Annotated in this window: 12 protein-coding genes and 1 pseudogene; 3 read left to right on the top strand and 10 right to left on the bottom strand. The window is 64.7% G+C overall.

Annotated elements, in window-relative coordinates; translation table 11 throughout:
- Positions 1-6 precede the first annotated feature (6 nt).
- The gene (locus tag K0O64_RS04325; protein WP_220046104.1) at positions 7-1,257 is read right to left on the bottom strand and encodes a cytochrome P450; all 1,251 of its coding nucleotides are present in this window, start codon (positions 1,255-1,257) and stop codon (positions 7-9) included.
- Positions 1,258-1,335: 78 nt separating this feature from the next.
- Positions 1,336-1,980 carry an NUDIX hydrolase gene (locus tag K0O64_RS04320; RefSeq protein ID WP_220046103.1) on the bottom strand — a complete coding sequence of 215 codons (645 nt, stop codon included), beginning with the start codon at positions 1,978-1,980 and terminating at the stop codon, positions 1,336-1,338.
- 91 nt (positions 1,981-2,071) lie between these two features.
- On the opposite strand from K0O64_RS04320, the gene K0O64_RS04315 reads away from it, so the two are divergent.
- From K0O64_RS04315 to K0O64_RS04305, 3 genes are read left to right on the top strand one after another with little or no spacing between them, the layout of a single operon-like run.
- Entirely contained in the window at positions 2,072-3,106 is a 1,035-nt protein-coding gene (locus K0O64_RS04315; RefSeq protein ID WP_225933618.1) for a hypothetical protein, read from the top strand.
- A complete protein-coding gene (gene pnuC, locus K0O64_RS04310; protein WP_220046102.1) occupies positions 3,103-3,753 on the top strand; it encodes a nicotinamide riboside transporter PnuC in 651 nt (216 codons plus the stop codon). The genes K0O64_RS04315 and pnuC overlap by 4 nt, the downstream gene beginning before the upstream one ends.
- Positions 3,750-4,868: an AAA family ATPase gene (locus tag K0O64_RS04305; protein ID WP_220046101.1), complete on the top strand. Its 1,119-nt coding sequence runs from the start codon at positions 3,750-3,752 to the stop codon at positions 4,866-4,868. The genes pnuC and K0O64_RS04305 overlap by 4 nt, the downstream gene beginning before the upstream one ends.
- On the opposite strand, the pseudogene K0O64_RS30265 reads toward K0O64_RS04305, so the two are convergent.
- The 8 genes and pseudogenes from K0O64_RS30265 to K0O64_RS04265 all read right to left on the bottom strand — a co-directional run.
- Positions 4,861-4,932, bottom strand: a pseudogene (locus K0O64_RS30265) (DUF2510 domain-containing protein); the annotation flags it as partial. The gene K0O64_RS04305 and the pseudogene K0O64_RS30265 overlap by 8 nt on opposite strands.
- A 391-nt stretch (positions 4,933-5,323) precedes the next feature.
- Positions 5,324-5,650, bottom strand: coding sequence for a Swt1 family HEPN domain-containing protein (locus K0O64_RS04295; RefSeq protein WP_220046100.1), 327 nt, complete (start codon positions 5,648-5,650; stop codon positions 5,324-5,326).
- Between the two features lie 339 nt (positions 5,651-5,989).
- Positions 5,990-6,364 (bottom strand): hypothetical protein, encoded by a 375-nt coding sequence (locus tag K0O64_RS04290; RefSeq protein WP_220046099.1) that lies wholly within the window; start codon positions 6,362-6,364, stop codon positions 5,990-5,992.
- A complete protein-coding gene (locus tag K0O64_RS04285) occupies positions 6,361-8,814 on the bottom strand; it encodes an AAA family ATPase (protein WP_220046098.1) in 2,454 nt (817 codons plus the stop codon). The genes K0O64_RS04290 and K0O64_RS04285 overlap by 4 nt, the downstream gene beginning before the upstream one ends.
- Positions 8,811-9,869, bottom strand: a complete 1,059-nt coding sequence (locus K0O64_RS29810) for a C-terminal helicase domain-containing protein (protein WP_225933718.1) — start codon at positions 9,867-9,869, stop codon at positions 8,811-8,813. The genes K0O64_RS04285 and K0O64_RS29810 overlap by 4 nt, the downstream gene beginning before the upstream one ends.
- A gap of 2,070 nt (positions 9,870-11,939) precedes the next feature.
- Positions 11,940-13,778: a phospholipase D family protein gene (locus K0O64_RS04275; RefSeq protein ID WP_220046097.1), complete on the bottom strand. Its 1,839-nt coding sequence runs from the start codon at positions 13,776-13,778 to the stop codon at positions 11,940-11,942.
- Positions 13,771-15,009 carry a DUF6361 family protein gene (locus K0O64_RS04270; RefSeq protein WP_220046096.1) on the bottom strand — a complete coding sequence of 413 codons (1,239 nt, stop codon included), beginning with the start codon at positions 15,007-15,009 and terminating at the stop codon, positions 13,771-13,773. The genes K0O64_RS04275 and K0O64_RS04270 overlap by 8 nt, the downstream gene beginning before the upstream one ends.
- Before the next feature lie 37 nt (positions 15,010-15,046).
- Complete coding sequence (locus tag K0O64_RS04265) at positions 15,047-16,150, bottom strand: EcsC family protein (protein ID WP_220046095.1); 1,104 nt, start codon at positions 16,148-16,150, stop codon at positions 15,047-15,049.
- Between the last annotated feature and the right edge of the window lie 8 nt (positions 16,151-16,158).

The following is a 16,158-nucleotide window of genomic DNA, read 5'->3' as shown; positions in this document are numbered from 1 at the left end:
ATTGCGTCAGCGCAGCGAGTACCGGATCGGCAGATGCTTGAGGCCGCCGACGAAGATCGTCGAGATGAACTCCGGCTCACCGGCCAGTTCGATGGACTCCAGTCGCGGCAGCAGCTCGGTGAAGAAGCTGTTGATCTCCATGCGGGCCAAGGCGGCACCGAGGCAGAAGTGGACGCCGTAGCCGAAGGACAGGTGCTTGTTCGGGTCGCGCCCGACATCGAATGTGGCTGGCTGGTCGAAGATTTCCTCGTCCCGGTTGGCCGAGACGTAGGACAACAGCACCGACTCGCCCTCGCGGATCGGGACGCCGCGCACTTCGGTGTCGGCGGTGGCGGTGCGCATGAACTCCTTGACCGGGGCGGTCCAGCGGATGATCTCCTCGACTGCGGTACCCATCAGGTCCGGCTGCGCCTTCAGCCGGGCGAGCTGGTCCTGGTGCTCGATCAGAGCCAGCAGACCACCCGAGATCGCGGCGCTGGTGGTGTCGTGGCCGGCGCTGGCGACAATCACGTAATAGGACAGGCAGTCAATATCGTTGAGGGGCTCACCGTCGAGCGTGGCGTTGGCGATCGCCGAGGCGAGGTCCTCGGTCGGATGGGCGCGGCGCTCGGCGGTGAGCGCGGTGAAGTACTGAAAGAAGTCGAGGATGACCGCGTGCAGTTCCTCCGGGTCCTTGCCGCGGCTGAGCTCGTCGTCGTCACCGCCGAACAACTCCTGAGTGAGCTTGAGCATGCGGCCGAAGTCGGATTCCGGCAGACCGAGCAGCGACAGGATGACATACAGCGGGAAGTTGACCGCGACCTCTTGGACGAAGTCGCACTCGGGGCCCTTCTCGACCATCTTGTCGACGTAGATCTTGGCCAGTTCGTCGACGCGGGTCTTCAGTGCGCGCATGGCCTTGGGCCGGAACCAGTCGGCGCCGATCTTGCGGATGTCGCGATGCAGCGGGTCATCCATGTGGATCAGCGTGCGCAGGCCACCGCCGGCGGCGAGGTTGGCCGCCGACAGGTCGTCGGTGGCGGCGGTCTGCAACATCGGCCGGGGGGCGTTGATCCAGAGCTCGTTGTCTCGTTCGATCGCCATCACGTCGGCGTGCTTGGTGACCGCCCAGAACGGGCGGTAGTCGGGCACCTCGACGTAGGAGACGGGAGCGTGTTCCCGCAGGTGAGCCAGGGCAGCGTGCAGGCGAGGCTCGTCCGCGTAGGCCCGCGGCTCAGCCAGAACCTTGGCGGCGTCATCGACGATTGAACTGGTCATGCATCCTCGCTCACACACGGATTTGACGGGTGTCAATAAGCGAGCTTATGTGGTGTGCGTCGCATGCGGTAATCGGGGTCATCGCTTCCGACGGAAGAGCTCCGCCGGGCGGCCTCGCGTTCCGGTGTTCTGCTCCAGAGTGCCGGTGCCGACGAGGCGCGGCTCCATCGTGCGGCGGAACTTGTCGCGCTGAAGCTTCTTGCCCGCGACGGCCTCGTGCACCTGGCGTAGATCGCGCAAGGTGAATCTGTGGCCGAGCAGACGCTCCGGGTCGGGATCGGTCTCGTAGCGCGCCCGGATGTCGGTCTTCGCCAGGCGGATGATCTCCGGGTGGTCCCACGCCAGCTCGCCCGGGCGGTCCACGGGCGCCAGGCGGGTGTGTTGTGCGGACCCTGAGCCCAGGTCGGCGAGTTGATCGGGTCGCACGACGGCGACATGGGCGACGGAGAGCACCCAGTCCCGGTCGTCGCGGTCCGGATCATCGAACACGTGCAACTGCCGGGGGCGCATGCCGTGCACACCAAGCTTGTCCCGAAGAGAGCGCTCGACCGCCTCAGCCAACGTCTCGCCTTTGCGCAGGAAGGCGCCGGGCAGCGCCCACGTGCCAGTGTCGTCGCGAGCCATCTCCACGACGAGCAGGCCCTGATCGGGGTTCCAGGTCAACAACGCGGTATCCACGGCGACGGTCGGCCGCGGATAGTTGTGCACCGGGTGGTCACCCATGACGGAGAACCTAGCATTAAGCGCGGATCTTGCGCTAAATCCGATTTAGTGCAATTGTTGCGCTAAATAATCGATCGGCTTGGGGGACATGATGGGTGACTGGTTTGAACGTCTGACCGGGTTTGTCGAGGACGGCTACGAACCCACCCAGCGCCGACTGAGCGTCGAGGGTGACGAGCTGGTGTCCAGTGTGAACGGCAAACGGTACGGCGTCGGTTCACTGACCGTGCCCACACTGGCCTCCCTGCGGGAACAGGTGAGCGTGTCTCGGGGACAACGCACTTCGGTTAATGCGTTGGTCGGCGATGCGCGGTCGTTGCACACCGATCCGCGCTTCGCGGGCGCGTTGTTTCAAGTGGCGTCACAGTTCAATCTGCTGGAGATGATTTCCGAGAACGTGACGCCCGAGCACGGTGTGACGCGCTACGCCTCGGACCCCACCCAGGGGCCGGCGTGCGCAATGGCCGCCGGCGCGGCGACGATCTTCCGAAACTACTTCGTCCCGTTCGACGACGGTGTGGGCCAGACCGCGCGTCGCCAGGTGGACGCGTTGGCGGGTGTCGGTGCGGCGTTGTCGGAGCTCACCGGCCTGCCGGTCGGCGAGCTGTGGGAGATGCGGAACGGTTACGCGCTCTGCAGTCGTGAGGGCTTGACTGCGATCAACAACGCCTTGGTGGATGCGTCTGCGCACGTGTGGGACTCGCTTCGTGGCCGGCTGGCGATCGGTCTTCACCGCAACGTCGAAGTCACCGATCTCGAGGGTCCGGGGCGACGACTGGTATCACAAGCGTTCTGTTCGGCGCTGCCGCTTGGATATTCACGGCTGCCGCGCCGCCAATGGGAGTTGTTCGCGCGGTTGGTGCTCGAGGCCACGTATGAGGCGACGCTGCTGGCGGCGGCCGAGCAGGCGTCTGACGGCGGGTCGAACATCGTGTTGTTGACGCGCGTCGGCGGCGGGGTGTTCGGTAACGACGGCAGCTGGATCGACCGCGCGATCGAGCGGGCGCTGGGTGTCGCAAAGAATGCCGGCCTTGAGGTGTACATCGTGGGCCACCGTGGGGTTGAGCCCGGCGTTGTCGGCATCATCGATCGGTGGAACGCGCGGTCCCGGAAGATGGAGCGATGATCGACTGGCTGGCCGGCGCAGTGGCGCCGTTGAACGCAGTGGTGTTCACGGTGTGGGGTGATCCCGTGAGCTGGGCGGAGCTGCTCGGCTTCCTCACCGGCGGGGCCTGTGTTGCGCTGACGGTCCGGCGAAGCGTGGCGAATTTCCCTGTTGGCATTGCGAACTCGGCGTTCTTCTTGGTGCTGTTCGCCTCCGCGCAGCTGTGGGCGGATTCGGGGCTGCAGGTCGTGTACATCGCTTTGGGTTTTATCGGGTGGTGGCAATGGCTCTACGGCAACACCAATCGCACTCCCCTGCCGGTGCGTGCGGCGAGCCGGCAGCACTTGGTGTGGTGTGTAGTGGCTCTCTGTGCCGGGACTGCTCTTCTGTATCCGCTCCTGTTGTGGGCGCACGATTCCGCGCCTTTCCTGGACGCATTGACCACGAGTCTGTCGTTGGTGGCGCAGTGGTTGCTCAACGGCAAGTGGCTCGAGTCGTGGTACTTCTGGATCGCGGCCGACTGCATCTACGTGCCGCTGTATTTCAGTCGGGGGCTCAATCTGACGGCGGTCGTATACATGCTGTTTCTGGGCTTGTGTGTCGCCGGCTGGCGAGCGTGGCGTCGGGAGCTTGCTGTCGAGAATGAAAAAGTGGGAATCGCAGCGTGACTCGCTTCGCTCACGGCCTGCTGATTGGCAAGTTCTACCCACCGCACCTCGGGCATCATGCGGCGATCCGTTCTGCCGCCGCGCAATGTGATCGGTTTACGGTGCTGGTGATGGCTGGTGCGTCGGAGACGATCCCACTTGCCGATCGCCTGGCGTGGCTGCGAGCTGAGCATGCGGGTGAGCCGGGCGTGCGGGTCATCGGCATCCGATGTGACGCTCCGCTGGATGTCAACGATCAGCGGGTGTGGGCGGCGCAGGTTGTGCTGATGGAGGCCGCATTGCGTCAGGCGGGTGAGCCAGTGCGGGTCGATGCGGTGTTCTCGGGTGAGGAGTACGGGGCGGAGCTGGCGCGGTGGTTCGGTGCTGCGAGCGTGCGGTTTGAGCGCGACGAGGTGAGTGGCACGGCAGTGCGCCGCGATCTCGCCGGGCGGTGGATGGATCTTGCGCCGGCTACCCGGGCAGGATTGACCACGCGCGTGGTGCTGGTCGGCGCTGAATCCACTGGGACTACAACACTTTCACGGCTCTTGAGTGAGCACTATGCCGCTCGTGGGGGATCATGGGCGTTGACGCACTGCGTCGAGGAGTACGGGAGGGAGTACACGCGGCTGAAGTGGGACGGCTCGTCAGGGTCGGAGCTCGTCGATCTGGTGTGGACGGTCGATGACTTCGATGCGATCGGCCGGGAGCAGACTCGGCGGGAGGAGGCGGCTGCGGCGGTTGGCTCGCCCGTCTTGATCTGTGACACAGACGCTTTCGCGACTTCCATCTGGGAGAGACGCTACTTGGGATCGGCTGCTCGAGTTGGTCAGCCGTGGGCTGGCGTAGCGCCCAGGGCGGTGTACCTCGTTACGGATCACGAGGGAGTCGAATGGCATGACGACGGGATGCGGGAAGGTGATCTACGGATTCGAGAAGCGATGACAGGGTGGTGCATCGATGCACTGACGGTAGCCGGGCACTCGTGGGTTTTGTTGACTGGCAGTCTGTCTGAACGGCTGGATATCGCGATTCGCACGATCGATCCGCTGCTTGAGCTTCGAGCGCGGTTTGGTGCCCCTTTGCATGGGCCGGGCTTTGGAGGGACGACGGAAATGAACCCAAGGGTTATCTGACCTTGGGAGCAGCATGCTCAGTCCACTGCGTTCCATCCCAGTAACGGAACATCTGAGGGTTCCCCGGGTCGTCCTACCAGGCAGCCGGGGGCAACGGCGGTGCCGCCGGCGGCCGCGCAACTGCACTTTGACGTGGCGCACTCTCACCTTTGTCTTGAGACAAGTTGTCAAGCCGTGCCGGCTGCTGCACCGAACAGTCCATTTCACCAGAGAGTACGTAGAGCAGGGGATCATCCTCAACCGGTACTAACGCGGGAAGCGTGACAGGATCACCATCGAGGACGAGGGCGTCCGCTTCATTCGCCTTCACTCCATCGATCCGCACCTCCGCTGCAACCGCCGATCCCTTGATGTCGCCCCAGCAGGCCGTCACCAACCCTCGTGACTCGAGGTGCCGAGTCATAGGCAGAAAGCGTTGACTCATCTGCGGTGTCAGCTGGCCGATCCGCTCACCATCAATACGAACCTCCACCACCGATTTCGCGGACGCGGAATGAGAACCTGTTGCGGACCTCGCGCAGCTCCTTGGCGTAGATCTCGGCCTGCCTGGGCATGGGCTTAATGAAGGGATAGCCGAGTTCACTAAGTCGCTCGGTCATCGCGCGCAGCATGAGAGCAAGGTCGCGGCTCTGGTATTCGCCGCCTCGGCGACCGTTGGCGCTGTCCTTTGCTCGCAGCAGTTCTGCCCAGTCGGTTTCGGGTGGTAGGCGCGGTTGAGCACGTGACTGACAAACGGCGATAGGCCACCGGCCAGTGTGGTGAGCGTTTGCCCACGAGTGCATGACGATCGACGGCGTTCACTGCGCTTCGCCTTTTACCTTCGAGACGCCCCACAGCGACCGCGACGCTGCGAACGAATGCCCTTGCGGCATAGCCGGTCGCAAGGGCTTGATTATGTAACCACGGACCCGGATGTCGACAGGCATCCTTGGCAACGCCATTTTGCGAACGTCCGGACTGGACATCACGCGAGCGTCAGTCATCGAAGTCTCCATTCATCTGGCTCGGCGCCCGCCGCAAGCGAGCCGCACAGATTCGCACAGGGCACCGACAAACGCCGGAGGACTACCGAACCGGGAAGCGACACCCTACTGGCAGAGCCGTGAGCAGTAGTGTTCGCTTCATTCCGCTGGCTCAGATTGCTGTCCAAGGCAGTGGCGCCTTACGGCTAGACACTGCGCGCGCACCTCGCTAACGGTCGGCGACAGCTGATAAGCGTGTTGGTGGCAGTGGCCGGTCAGCTGATGCCAGGCGGCAATGAGCACAGGTCCGGCCCGCGTCGTGTCCAATGACTTGAGAACGGCGAGTTTCGCTTTCGTCGTCCCCTCGATGGCGGAGACTTCGCAAAGCGCCGCGCAGCGCGCATCGATCAGATCCTCGACTGCCTGTCTCGCGAGGAACGCCGCGAGTCGGGCAGCGTTACCGGCCGCGGTCGAGTCGGGGGCGTTGAGCAATACTTCGGCCCGGCCGAGCAGTGCCTGCGCGTCGCCGGTCACCGGTTCTCCGCGATATCCCGAACCGTCTCCCGCAAGTCGTGCAACGTCTTGCGGTCTAGTGCCGCTCCACTGTGAGCCCCGGATGCGCAGATCGCCATCGTGGGAAACCGGTGCGCCCGATAGCTCTTCCAACCCGACACATCTCCCGTCGCGCTGCCCGTGACCGCCAACGCCACCCGCTGCTGAGTGGTCTTCGCCTCTTCCCACGCCGCATCGGATTCGTGGTACACCGCACCCGCCCGTGCCCTGTCGGTGAAGAACCGTTGGTGCGCAGCCGCTTCGACCGCCATTCGGAACAGGCCCGGTGCAGCTTTCCGTTTGATCATGTCGTCGAGGTCGTCGTCGAGAATCACGGCGGTGGCGTCGGCGATGTACCTGTGCGCGGGAGAGTCGTTCTGCTTCACCACGACCACCGATCCCTCTTCACGGGTGACGTCGAGCAGCTGCGCGGGGATTGAGCGGGCACGGATCGCTGCGGGCAGGCGATCATCGTGGGAGAAGACGATGACCTGTCGCGTCTTGCTCAGTTCGACGAGCACGTCGAGGAATCCGTCGATCTTGGCGGGGTCCATCGCTTGGATCGGATCATCGAGCACCAGGAATCGGAACGGACTGTCCGGTGTTGTGGCGCGCGGGATGAACAACGCCAACGCCAGCGCGTGCAGCTCACCCTGACTCATGACCGACAGCGCGCCCGCCGGCACTCCGTCGACGCTGCCTTCTACCACTGCCTTGCGGCGATTGGCGGAACCTTCGAGGGAGATGCCGCCGAGGTCCACGTTGCTCTCGTGGCGCATGCGGCCCCAGATCTCGCGCGCCTGGTCGACAACAGGAGCGAGTCGGCGCTCGCGCAGCATTTCAGCGTTGGCGCGCAACCACTTCAATGCAGCTTGTACCTCAGCGAGCTTGTCGTCGCCTGTCCGCGCCGCCGCCTCGAGGTCCACCCAGGCGGCGATCGCACGCGCCGTCGGTGCCCAGGCATCCTCCAGGTCTGCTGCCAGCGTCGCGGCTTCGGCACGCAGCGCGGCGGCGGCGTCGGCGAGCGCCGCGGCGGATGACTCCACATGGGACAGCAGACCGGATACGCTCCCGGGCGCGGACCGGGCCTGCGCAACCGCATCATTGAATGCCGATAGGGACTCCAGCTCGACGCCGTCGACCGCGGGCACCGTCGCCACGGCTGTGAAGAAGCCGTCGGCCGCCGCCCGCGCACGGGCCAGCCGCTGCGTCAGCTTCTGGTGATCGGCAGTTTTCGCGTCTGCTTCCTTCAGCCTTTGTTCCGCGGAGCTTTTCCACGTCCCGTCGAGAGACCCCACCTCGCAGACCGGGCACGGGCCGCCGCCGATCTCGCGGTGCAGGTCCAGCGCTTCCCGCAGCAGCGTCGCCCGCGCAGTCATCGCTTTCGCTAGGGAATCGGCACCGTCGGCGTGCGCGTCAATCGCCGAACGCAACTCGGCCGCAACCTCAGTGGCTTTGGCCGGGTCGGCCACGTCGAGATCGGCGATGGCCCGCAGCCGCGCGATGGCTGCTGCCTGGTCGGTCGCCGTGCCCAGGGTCGTCGCCGTAACCGCAGCGAGGTCGTACGGCTTGCGGGCTATCAACTTCTTTACCTCGGCGGCACGAGGATCTTCGGATGCCTCCAGTGTTCGCATGAGCTGAGTTCGATTGTCGTTGGCGGCCTTCCGCGGAACTCCGAGCCGCTTCTCGGCTTCTTTGAGCCGACTGTCGGCGTCCGCGATCTGGTCGAGGCCGAGGAGTCGGTTCAACGCGTCGTAGAGGTTCGACGGCCCGTCTTCGAGCAACCCGCCGAGCTCGTCATAGGACATCAGCGGTCGATGCGTCACAAGGGCCTGATTCCACCCCAGCGCGTCGACCGACTCACGTTTTTGGCCGCGGATCTGCGACCACCGTTTACACGCACTCAGCTCGGCTCCGACCGCCCAGTCGGCGCCGACGGTTGCACTGGAGCCGCTACGGTCGTCGTCCGGTTCCATCGCGAACTCGACCTCAATCGCGGCCGGCTCAACTGAGTGCAGGTTTCGCCACGAGTCACGCCAGTGCTTCGCCCGGTTCGCAAACCGGTAGCTTTCACCGGTCAGCGCATATTCCAGCGCCTCGGCGAAGCTGGACTTGCCGCAGCCGTTGCGACCACTGATCACCGTGATCCCGTGGTAGGGATTGAGTTCCAGTGTGGCGCGTGGGCCGATCCCGCGGAATCCCGACACCGTGATCGAGCGGAGGAACGCCCGTAACGGGGCCGATTCGGCGGGCGACTGTGTGTCGGGACGCGTCGGGGACGGTGCGTCACCGCCCAGCTGATCCGCCAGCTCCTCGTCGCCTTGCAATGCCGCGGCGACGAGGTAGACGGTTTTGTCGGCGACCGTGTCGTCCGTGTCGAGGAGTTCCCAGACCTCCGCCTCGACTGAGCCGCCGGTACTCTCCGGTGTCACGTTCTCTCCTCTCCCTTCGCTCTGTGCGGGGGCCGCAAGTCCAGCTGCGTCACACCACCCTCTGTGACGCCTCGTTGGTGCAGGAGTTCCAACATGTCCTCCTGTCGCGGCTGACCGAGCATCAATCGATACAGCGTGAGCGAGTCACGCAGGCGGGTGTACTGCGCTTCGTCGCGGCTGAGCGGGAAGTGCACCAGCAGTCGCTCGACTTGCGCCGCTCCGGGATAGATCCACCACGGTGAGAATTCGCCGAGTTCGGGATGGTCCACCGCCGCGTCAAAAGCACTGAGCCACGGGTTTTTACCTGACTTCGCAACAGCCAGGGCGTGACGCCCGTGAGCCGAGGCCACGTTCTTGCGCACGGCGTGGCCGCCGAACCGATTGACCCGGCCCTCGCGCTGCTCGAAGTCGACCGGATTGAACGGCAGATTCCAATGCACAACGGAATGGCTCCACCAATGGAAGTCGATGCCTTCCTGCCCGACGCTGGTCGATGCGAGGACGAATGGCCAAAACGGGCTGTTGAAGGCATTGCGCACCTCGGAGCTCGCACGCTTTCCGCGTCTCGGACGGCGCCGCCATACCGCAAGGCGAACCGCACAGTGATCGGGATCTTCTCGAACGCCGCACCGGCCGCCCGGGCACTGTAGTGCGACGTCCGTAGCGTGAGCGCCTCCACCGCGCGGTCGGTGAGCTGAGACAGCACCGACGCGTCGACGGTGGAACCGGCGAACTCGAGCTTGAGTTGGAAGCAGTACTCGTCGAGGACCGCTTGGAGATTGCCGTCGGCGCAGTACTGCAGCACGGACTTCCAGTACGGCTGGCCTTTGCCGTAGAGCTGATCCAACAGGAACATGACGTCCATGCGGTTGAACAGGGTCCGAATCGCGTTCGCCAGGCGTGCAGCGTTCTGCCACAGCGCGGTTCGCATATCCTGGTCGGCGCTGTCGCAGATCCGGGCCAGGGCTCGATAGGCGATGTTCCCCGGGCTGTGCATTGCCAGCCGTGCGAGGTCTTGATCCCAGTGCGCCGCGCCGGGCAGCTCCAAAGCGCATCGGGCGTGACGCCGCAACGCAAGACCGGCTTCCACGTCGGCACCCTCGGGTGTGACCACATTGCCGGCCAGCCAGTACGCGGCGACATCTGAGCGTCGCGGAGCGCCCGACGGCCAGCTGCCCGGCCAACCGAAGAACGCTTCCCAGGTGGGTCGAGAACCGTCGACATCTGACTGGTGGGCACGTCGGCGAATCTCCTCGTCGACTCGGGCCTCGGCAGCGCGCACATCAAGGGGCGCACCATCATCCACCAGCAGGAGCGGATCGCCGAGTTCTGCCAGCGCAGGATGTGGCCAGAACAAGGCAAAGGCCGACATGCTCGCCGGTCGGTCGTCGCGGATCACGAAGTCAAGGCGAGAAGACACCGCTCTGCGGGCATCGGCAGTGTTCTCGGTGAGCCCGGATTCTGCGACCATCCTGCGTTCAGCCTCATAGCTCAGGAGGCTTGCGATCGACGTGGGGACGCCCGACCATGCCGAGAAGATGAGCTGCTTGGTCACCGAACCGTCCGAATACCCGGCATAAACACCACCCGGGGCGAGGTAGGCCATCGACGGTGGGATCCACAGCAGTCTCCACCAGCCCGCATCGAGCGTGTTGGCCGCAAAGGCACGCAGGCGCGCATTCGCGAAGTCGATGACGCCGTAGGTTCGCAGGAGGTCGGGGTCAAGCGAGCGCAACTTACGGATCGCCCGCTGCAATTCAACGGTGGCCGTGGCCTTCTCGACCTCGGCGCGGGCTTTCTCACCGGGGCGGTAGCCTTCCATGAAGCTCGCGAAGTACGGGATGGATTTCCAGTAGTCCAGGCTTACCGGAGCTTCGATGAGGCGCGCGAAAGCCTGCAGTGCCGCATAGCTTCGCAGGTCTTCGGGAGCCGGTACGTCGCTGATGATGTGCCGCACCGCGAGGTCGCGGCCTTCCTGCAGACGTGGCCGCTCGGAGCGAGTCATATACGGCACCAGTGCATCTCGCAGATCCGAGGCTTCGTCCTGTCCGTGTGATCCCGAGACGACGGCCTCCCGGTAACGCTGGAAACCGGTGCGGATGCGGGACAGCGCTGCGTCGTCGCGGTCGGCCAGGAATTCGAGGGTGGTCATGAAATCTCGGTAGTGGTCGTCGTCGCTGTCACCCTCGACCGTGGTGTACGGCTTGTAGGGCGTGGCCGACAGCAATAACACCTTGGCATCCGGATAGTTGAACAGATGGTGCGCCAATTCGCTTGCGTCGCTGCCGCTGTGCGGGTCGATCAGATGCCGGAAGCGCTGAAATTCATCGAGTATCACCAGATCTGGCTCCAACGACTCGACGCTGGCGGCGGCGAGTGCATGGCGCATTTCGGCGGTGATGCCTTTGACTTCGCCCTTGAGCTCGTCGGGCACCGTGTCGCGGCCCCGGAGCTGGTCGCGGACCTCCTCGAACCGAGCAGTCAAGCCTTTGGTGTCGATGGCATCGCGGAAGGCGCGGACGATCACTTCGTCGGGGCCTTGGTCGAGAATGGTCCTCATCCGGGTGATTCCGGCTTCGAATGTCGACAGCTTGCGCACATAGCCCTGGAAGAACAGGGCCGACGCCTGCTCATGCTCGGGGTCGCCGGTAGCGCCCATCCCGTTGAGGATGATGTGCAGCAGCTGGCGTTCCTCTTGTGATCCGGTCTGCCATCCCATTTCGAACGAAGTGCCGGGTGTGAACGAAACCAGGTTGACCTTTTTACCCGGGCCGTGCGATTCGACAGACAGTCGGCGGCTTTCCAGGGCGAGCAACGTCAGACGGCTGGTGATGCCGACGTGCGGGTCGCCGGTCACGTTGAGTCGGCGTAGATTCTGTTTGGCCAGATCGGTGCTCGAGCAGATGTAGACCACGTCGATGCGGTCGATGTGCTCGGCGTGCTGGAGTTCGGCTATCGCCGACGCGATGACACCACGAGCGATGATGCTCTTTCCCAGGCCTGTCTCATCCGCCACCAGAAACCGCCCGCTCGATGCCGGTGCCCGGTAGAGCCGGTCAACGACGCGTTCGACGGCATCACGCTGAAACCCCTTGAGCCCCTGCAGGAGCCGGTCGAGCTGAGTGTCATCCATGGTGGCCGCCGTCCCTCGCGTATGCCTCCCACACGGCATCCCACAGTTCGTCGAAGCCCTCGGGAAGCACCGGTGGGCTCCCCGACGGGCGCCGCGCTTCCGCCGCGCGTACATGCTCGACGACGCGCCGCACGTCGTCGAGGCCCCCATGCTCCACCCCGACCGCTTTGACGAGTGTCTCGAAGAGGCCGCTGCCGTCTTCTCCCCACGCGGCTGCTCCCGCACCAACCGCCTCGAAGCTGAAGGTGCCTTCACCCCCATCGAGGGCGAGCAGAAGCGCCAGGAGCTTCATGAACGCGGCGCGGTCTGCGAGTTGCCGCGCGATGACGGCGTCTTGGCGGCCCGCAACGTCACCGTCAAGCGTCGCAGCGACCACAGTCGAAGCGGTGACACCTCGCGGGTCGGTGATCCGGATGACGAGGAAGGGAGTGATGTCAGTCAGGGCAAGACCATCGAAAAGCACTGGGGTGCCGGGTAGTTCACTGGTATTGGCCAGTCGGGTGATCAGGTTGACACGGGCCGTGAGGTCACCGGCGCCCGGTGCCGGGCCCTCGGCGGACAGCACCAAGCCGTACTTCTGGTCGGCTTGTTGGGGGTCATCGAGCACATCGTGCTGCGGCGCCACTTCGCCGTGGTAGCGCCGTGCAGCGATCTCCCGCAGTGCCTGCTCGAGCCGGTAGTCGGCTTCCTCATCGGCGGAGGGGGCGACGTCGCCGATGGGTTCGTAGGGGATGGTCAACGTGCGAAGTCCAGAGGTATCGCCCAGCAGGGCGTCGACTCCGAGTTTGGCCTGGGGCCCTTCGAATTCGACGAGAAGTTCGATGTTGCCCCCGAAGCCCGCCTCGGTGGCGTTGGCCGATCCGATGAATAGGTGCGAACCGCTGCGCCGGTCCAGCACATAGGCTTTCGCATGCAAGCCGATGAGCGCTCCGGCACCCTGTGGTGCGGTTGGAGCCGGTGATTCGGCAGCCTCGTCCGCTTCGTCGTCGTTTGCGGCATCGTCGAGGATCAGCGCGTTCAGTCCGCGCAGCGTGCTGGTGCTCAACCGGTCCAACTGCTCGCGGCGTGAGAGCACCGTGAGTGCGGTTGACCGCGGTGGAACCACGCGCCGAAGGCCCTCGTCGCTCAGAAAGGGCGAGATGACGCCGTGCCGGATGCCGTCGAACACCTCGTGCAATGGCGGCGTTGGGATTTCGGGGATGCCGAACGGATGAAATCGGAGGTGCCGCACCTCGGCGGGACGCTCCCATTCGACACGGCTGACGGCGTCGGCGAGCGCGTCGATGCGAGCCGAGCGGCTCGGGGGCATCGGCGCCACCGACATGCCCGGCAGGGCTCGCAAAAATGCAGCCAGCGGCGCGCTTTGGATAGTGGGTTCCGCGGCCGCGCTGCCGTCGAGGCGCACCACCAGATCCCAGCTGCGGTCGTTGGTGAGATTTCGGCTGGCGCAGAGCATTCGGTAGCTCCGGGCATTTCCATCCGCGTACTCGAGCACCCAGACCTTCGGATGGAAGAGCAGACCGTCACGCGGCGGACGCACGGGATGGACCATGGGTTCGAGCAAGGCGAAAAGGTCGGACGTGACGCGTGGCTCGAATACCTGTCCCGCTTGGGCGAAGACGTCGATCTTGTCGGCGGCGCGGCGTACCGCGTCGAGGATCGCGATGGGATCCTGGCTGTCGCGCGCACGGTGCGCCGCGAAGGCCAACGGCACGGACAACGCGGTGGTCAGATCTAGGGTGAACGTGGTGGCAACCGCGTGGGAAAGCTGGAAACCGCTGGGGGGACGCAACTGTTCGGTAAGCGCGGCGCGACCGTCGGGCTCAAGCATCGGCGCGGTCCAGCCCGTCGTGGATGTCGTGAAGGACCGGCAGAAGCTGGGGCCACCGGTAGACGAGGGGCCGGCTTCCCGATGCGCCCAGCCACGCTTGCAGGAGGCGCTTGTTAGTCAGCCTCGCCTGCCCGCGTTTGTGTTCGGTTTCGCGCCGCCTGATGAATTCTCGGGCGTCGTGGTCGTCTCCGATGTGGTGGAGATCGGCGGCGCCTAGCAGCTCAATCCATCGGTCGATGAACCGCCGAGTGCGATGACTGATGTTCGGATTCTGCAAATGCACGCGGGCCCAGAATGTCTCGCGATCCCAGCCGGCCAGGTCATCAGCCAGGGTAGGGGTAGCCGCCCATTCCTCGAGCTGTGCGCGGTAGTCGTCCACCGGATTCGGCACGCGGTTAAAGTTTGCGCCTTCATAGGCTTCTGCCAACAGCAGGTTGTAGACGAGCGCGGCGCTGTTCATCAGGATGGAGAAGCTGCGCGCGTCACGCATGATGCTTGCGCGTTCGCCATCGGCGGCCATGAGTACTGCGTCGTGCCACGGAACCGAACTCGCTTTGTCTGGCCGGTTGTTGAGGGCGTACTCGAGCATCGTGTCCGGGGAGTTCGCCAGCATTCGGTCGCGCAGCCATGCCGCTTCGCTCTGGCGCATGGCGAATCCGTCTGGAGCTTCGGCTGGGAAGGCTTTCGGCACCGCAGGCAGCGTGGAATGGAAAGCACCGGCATGCCAGGCCGCCGTCTCGTCGAGGTACTGTGCCTCCGGGGCTGATGGGCGGCGCGCATGTGCACGGTCAACTTCGGCGACGATGGCGTCGTCGCGGGTGATCGTCGCCTCGTTGACGATGCGGTGGGTCCGCATGCCGCCCCAGTACAGCGCGGACGGCAAGTTCTTCAGCGCCGCACCGATATTCGCGCCGATGACGCCGTCCTTCTCGCCGGCATCGACAAGCGCGCGGATCAGCCGCCTCTCATGCTGGTCGGCGAGCGCGGCTGCCTTGTCCACGTCGCTACGGGCTTCGGCGGCAGCGCGGAAACACCACGGGATGAAGAGGAAATAGCGCGCGCGGGTGAACAGCGTCGAGGTTCCCGGCCACAACATGTCGCTGAGCGCATCGCGGACTTGACCGATGCCCAACTCGTCTCGGCTCTCGCGCTCGCTGAACAGGTTGACGATTTCGCGCATCCGCCGCTGGTCTTCGGTGGATGCGTCGAGCCATGCGATGAGCGACGTCACTGGCGCCCTCGCGCCCCGCTGCTGTTGGCGCAGTTCATCACTGACCCCTCCGTATACCTCCGCCACTGACATCAGAAGGTTGTTGCTGACCCGAGGATGAACAGTCGTTGGTGTTGTTGGTCGCGAGCTCGGACTCGACTATCGCGTCGATCAGCGGCGCCTCGGTCGATTCGTTGTCCACGATTTCGGGAGCCCATTGCGACGCATCGAGTCCATATTTCTCGGTCAGAAAGCGAAGCCGGTACGCCGCTTGCGCGCGGTTGAACGTGTTCTGCGCAAGACGCGCGTTGAGACCGCCGTTGATCACTGCGCCGGCGACGGGCACTGCCTGGGCAAGCTTTTTCTTCGTCAAGTTGAAGCCCAGCGACGTGACGACCGTCTGGATCACGTTCACCAATTGGTGCTGCTGCAACTGTTTCCACGTCGCTCGACGCATCATATCTTGGGTCAGTCGGGAGAGCGCAGCCAATGACGCCGCCTTTTCTGCGGCGCTCCCGGCTGACGAGTAACTCAGCACGCCGGCGGCGAACATCTGTTCTTCTGGCTCGCGTACGTCATAGCCGTAGTGAGCCGCGACGAGCGCCACGATCCTGCCCATGCCGACCATGACTGCGGTCACGTCGACGGCAATCGCTCCTGCAGCGACACCGAGGGTGGTTCCGCCCGAGACCGTTGACGACACCGTCGCTCCGGTAACGGCCAATGAGGTGGCGGCGCCCTGGCCCGCGGCCAGCGCGATGTATTTCTCTTTACGCCTCGGGACCGACCTGTCGCAGACACGTAGATCCAGCTCGCGAATGCTGTCGTAGGACGACACGTCGGCCCCCTCCGACGCGAAAGTCTCGAATATCGCACCGGCACTCACCGAGTTGAGGCCGCGCTCGACGAACGCCGTGTGCAGGCCAATCATCGCCTTCTGAAGGGAATCATCGACTGCGTCAAAAGCCTTCTCCGCCACGGGCACCTTGTCGACGATGCTGTTCTTTGCCTTGAGGGCGACGCCCTTGGCTTGGCCCTTCGCAGTGCTCGCCAGCCGGCCGAACTTTCCTTGCTCCGTGGACCTGTTCGCAATGTCATCGAGCAGCGTTTCCCATGCTTTACGCTCGTAGTCCGACATGCTCGGGTGATGGCCAGCAACCATGTGGTGAG

This window comes from Mycolicibacterium pallens (genome assembly GCF_019456675.1).
Taxonomy (GTDB): Bacteria; Actinomycetota; Actinomycetes; order Mycobacteriales; family Mycobacteriaceae; genus Mycobacterium; species Mycobacterium crocinum.
Note: the sequence above shows the minus strand (reverse complement) of the source record. Positions and strands in the feature narration are given on the sequence as shown.

What these genes read in the sequence shown, in the direction of transcription:
- K0O64_RS04325 (WP_220046104.1), bottom strand. Translation starts at nt 1,257, where the DNA reads ATGACCAGTTCAATCGTCGATGACGCCGCCAAGGTTCTGGCTGAGCCG.
- K0O64_RS04320 (WP_220046103.1), bottom strand. Translation starts at nt 1,980, where the DNA reads ATGGGTGACCACCCGGTGCACAACTATCCGCGGCCGACCGTCGCCGTG.
- K0O64_RS04315 (WP_225933618.1), top strand. Translation starts at nt 2,072, where the DNA reads ATGGGTGACTGGTTTGAACGTCTGACCGGGTTTGTCGAGGACGGCTAC.
- pnuC (WP_220046102.1), top strand. Translation starts at nt 3,103, where the DNA reads ATGATCGACTGGCTGGCCGGCGCAGTGGCGCCGTTGAACGCAGTGGTG.
- K0O64_RS04295 (WP_220046100.1), bottom strand. Translation starts at nt 5,650, where the DNA reads ATGCACTCGTGGGCAAACGCTCACCACACTGGCCGGTGGCCTATCGCC.
- K0O64_RS29810 (WP_225933718.1), bottom strand. Translation starts at nt 9,869, where the DNA reads ATGCGCTTTGGAGCTGCCCGGCGCGGCGCACTGGGATCAAGACCTCGC.
- K0O64_RS04275 (WP_220046097.1), bottom strand. Translation starts at nt 13,778, where the DNA reads ATGCTTGAGCCCGACGGTCGCGCCGCGCTTACCGAACAGTTGCGTCCC.
- K0O64_RS04265 (WP_220046095.1), bottom strand. Translation starts at nt 16,150, where the DNA reads ATGGTTGCTGGCCATCACCCGAGCATGTCGGACTACGAGCGTAAAGCA.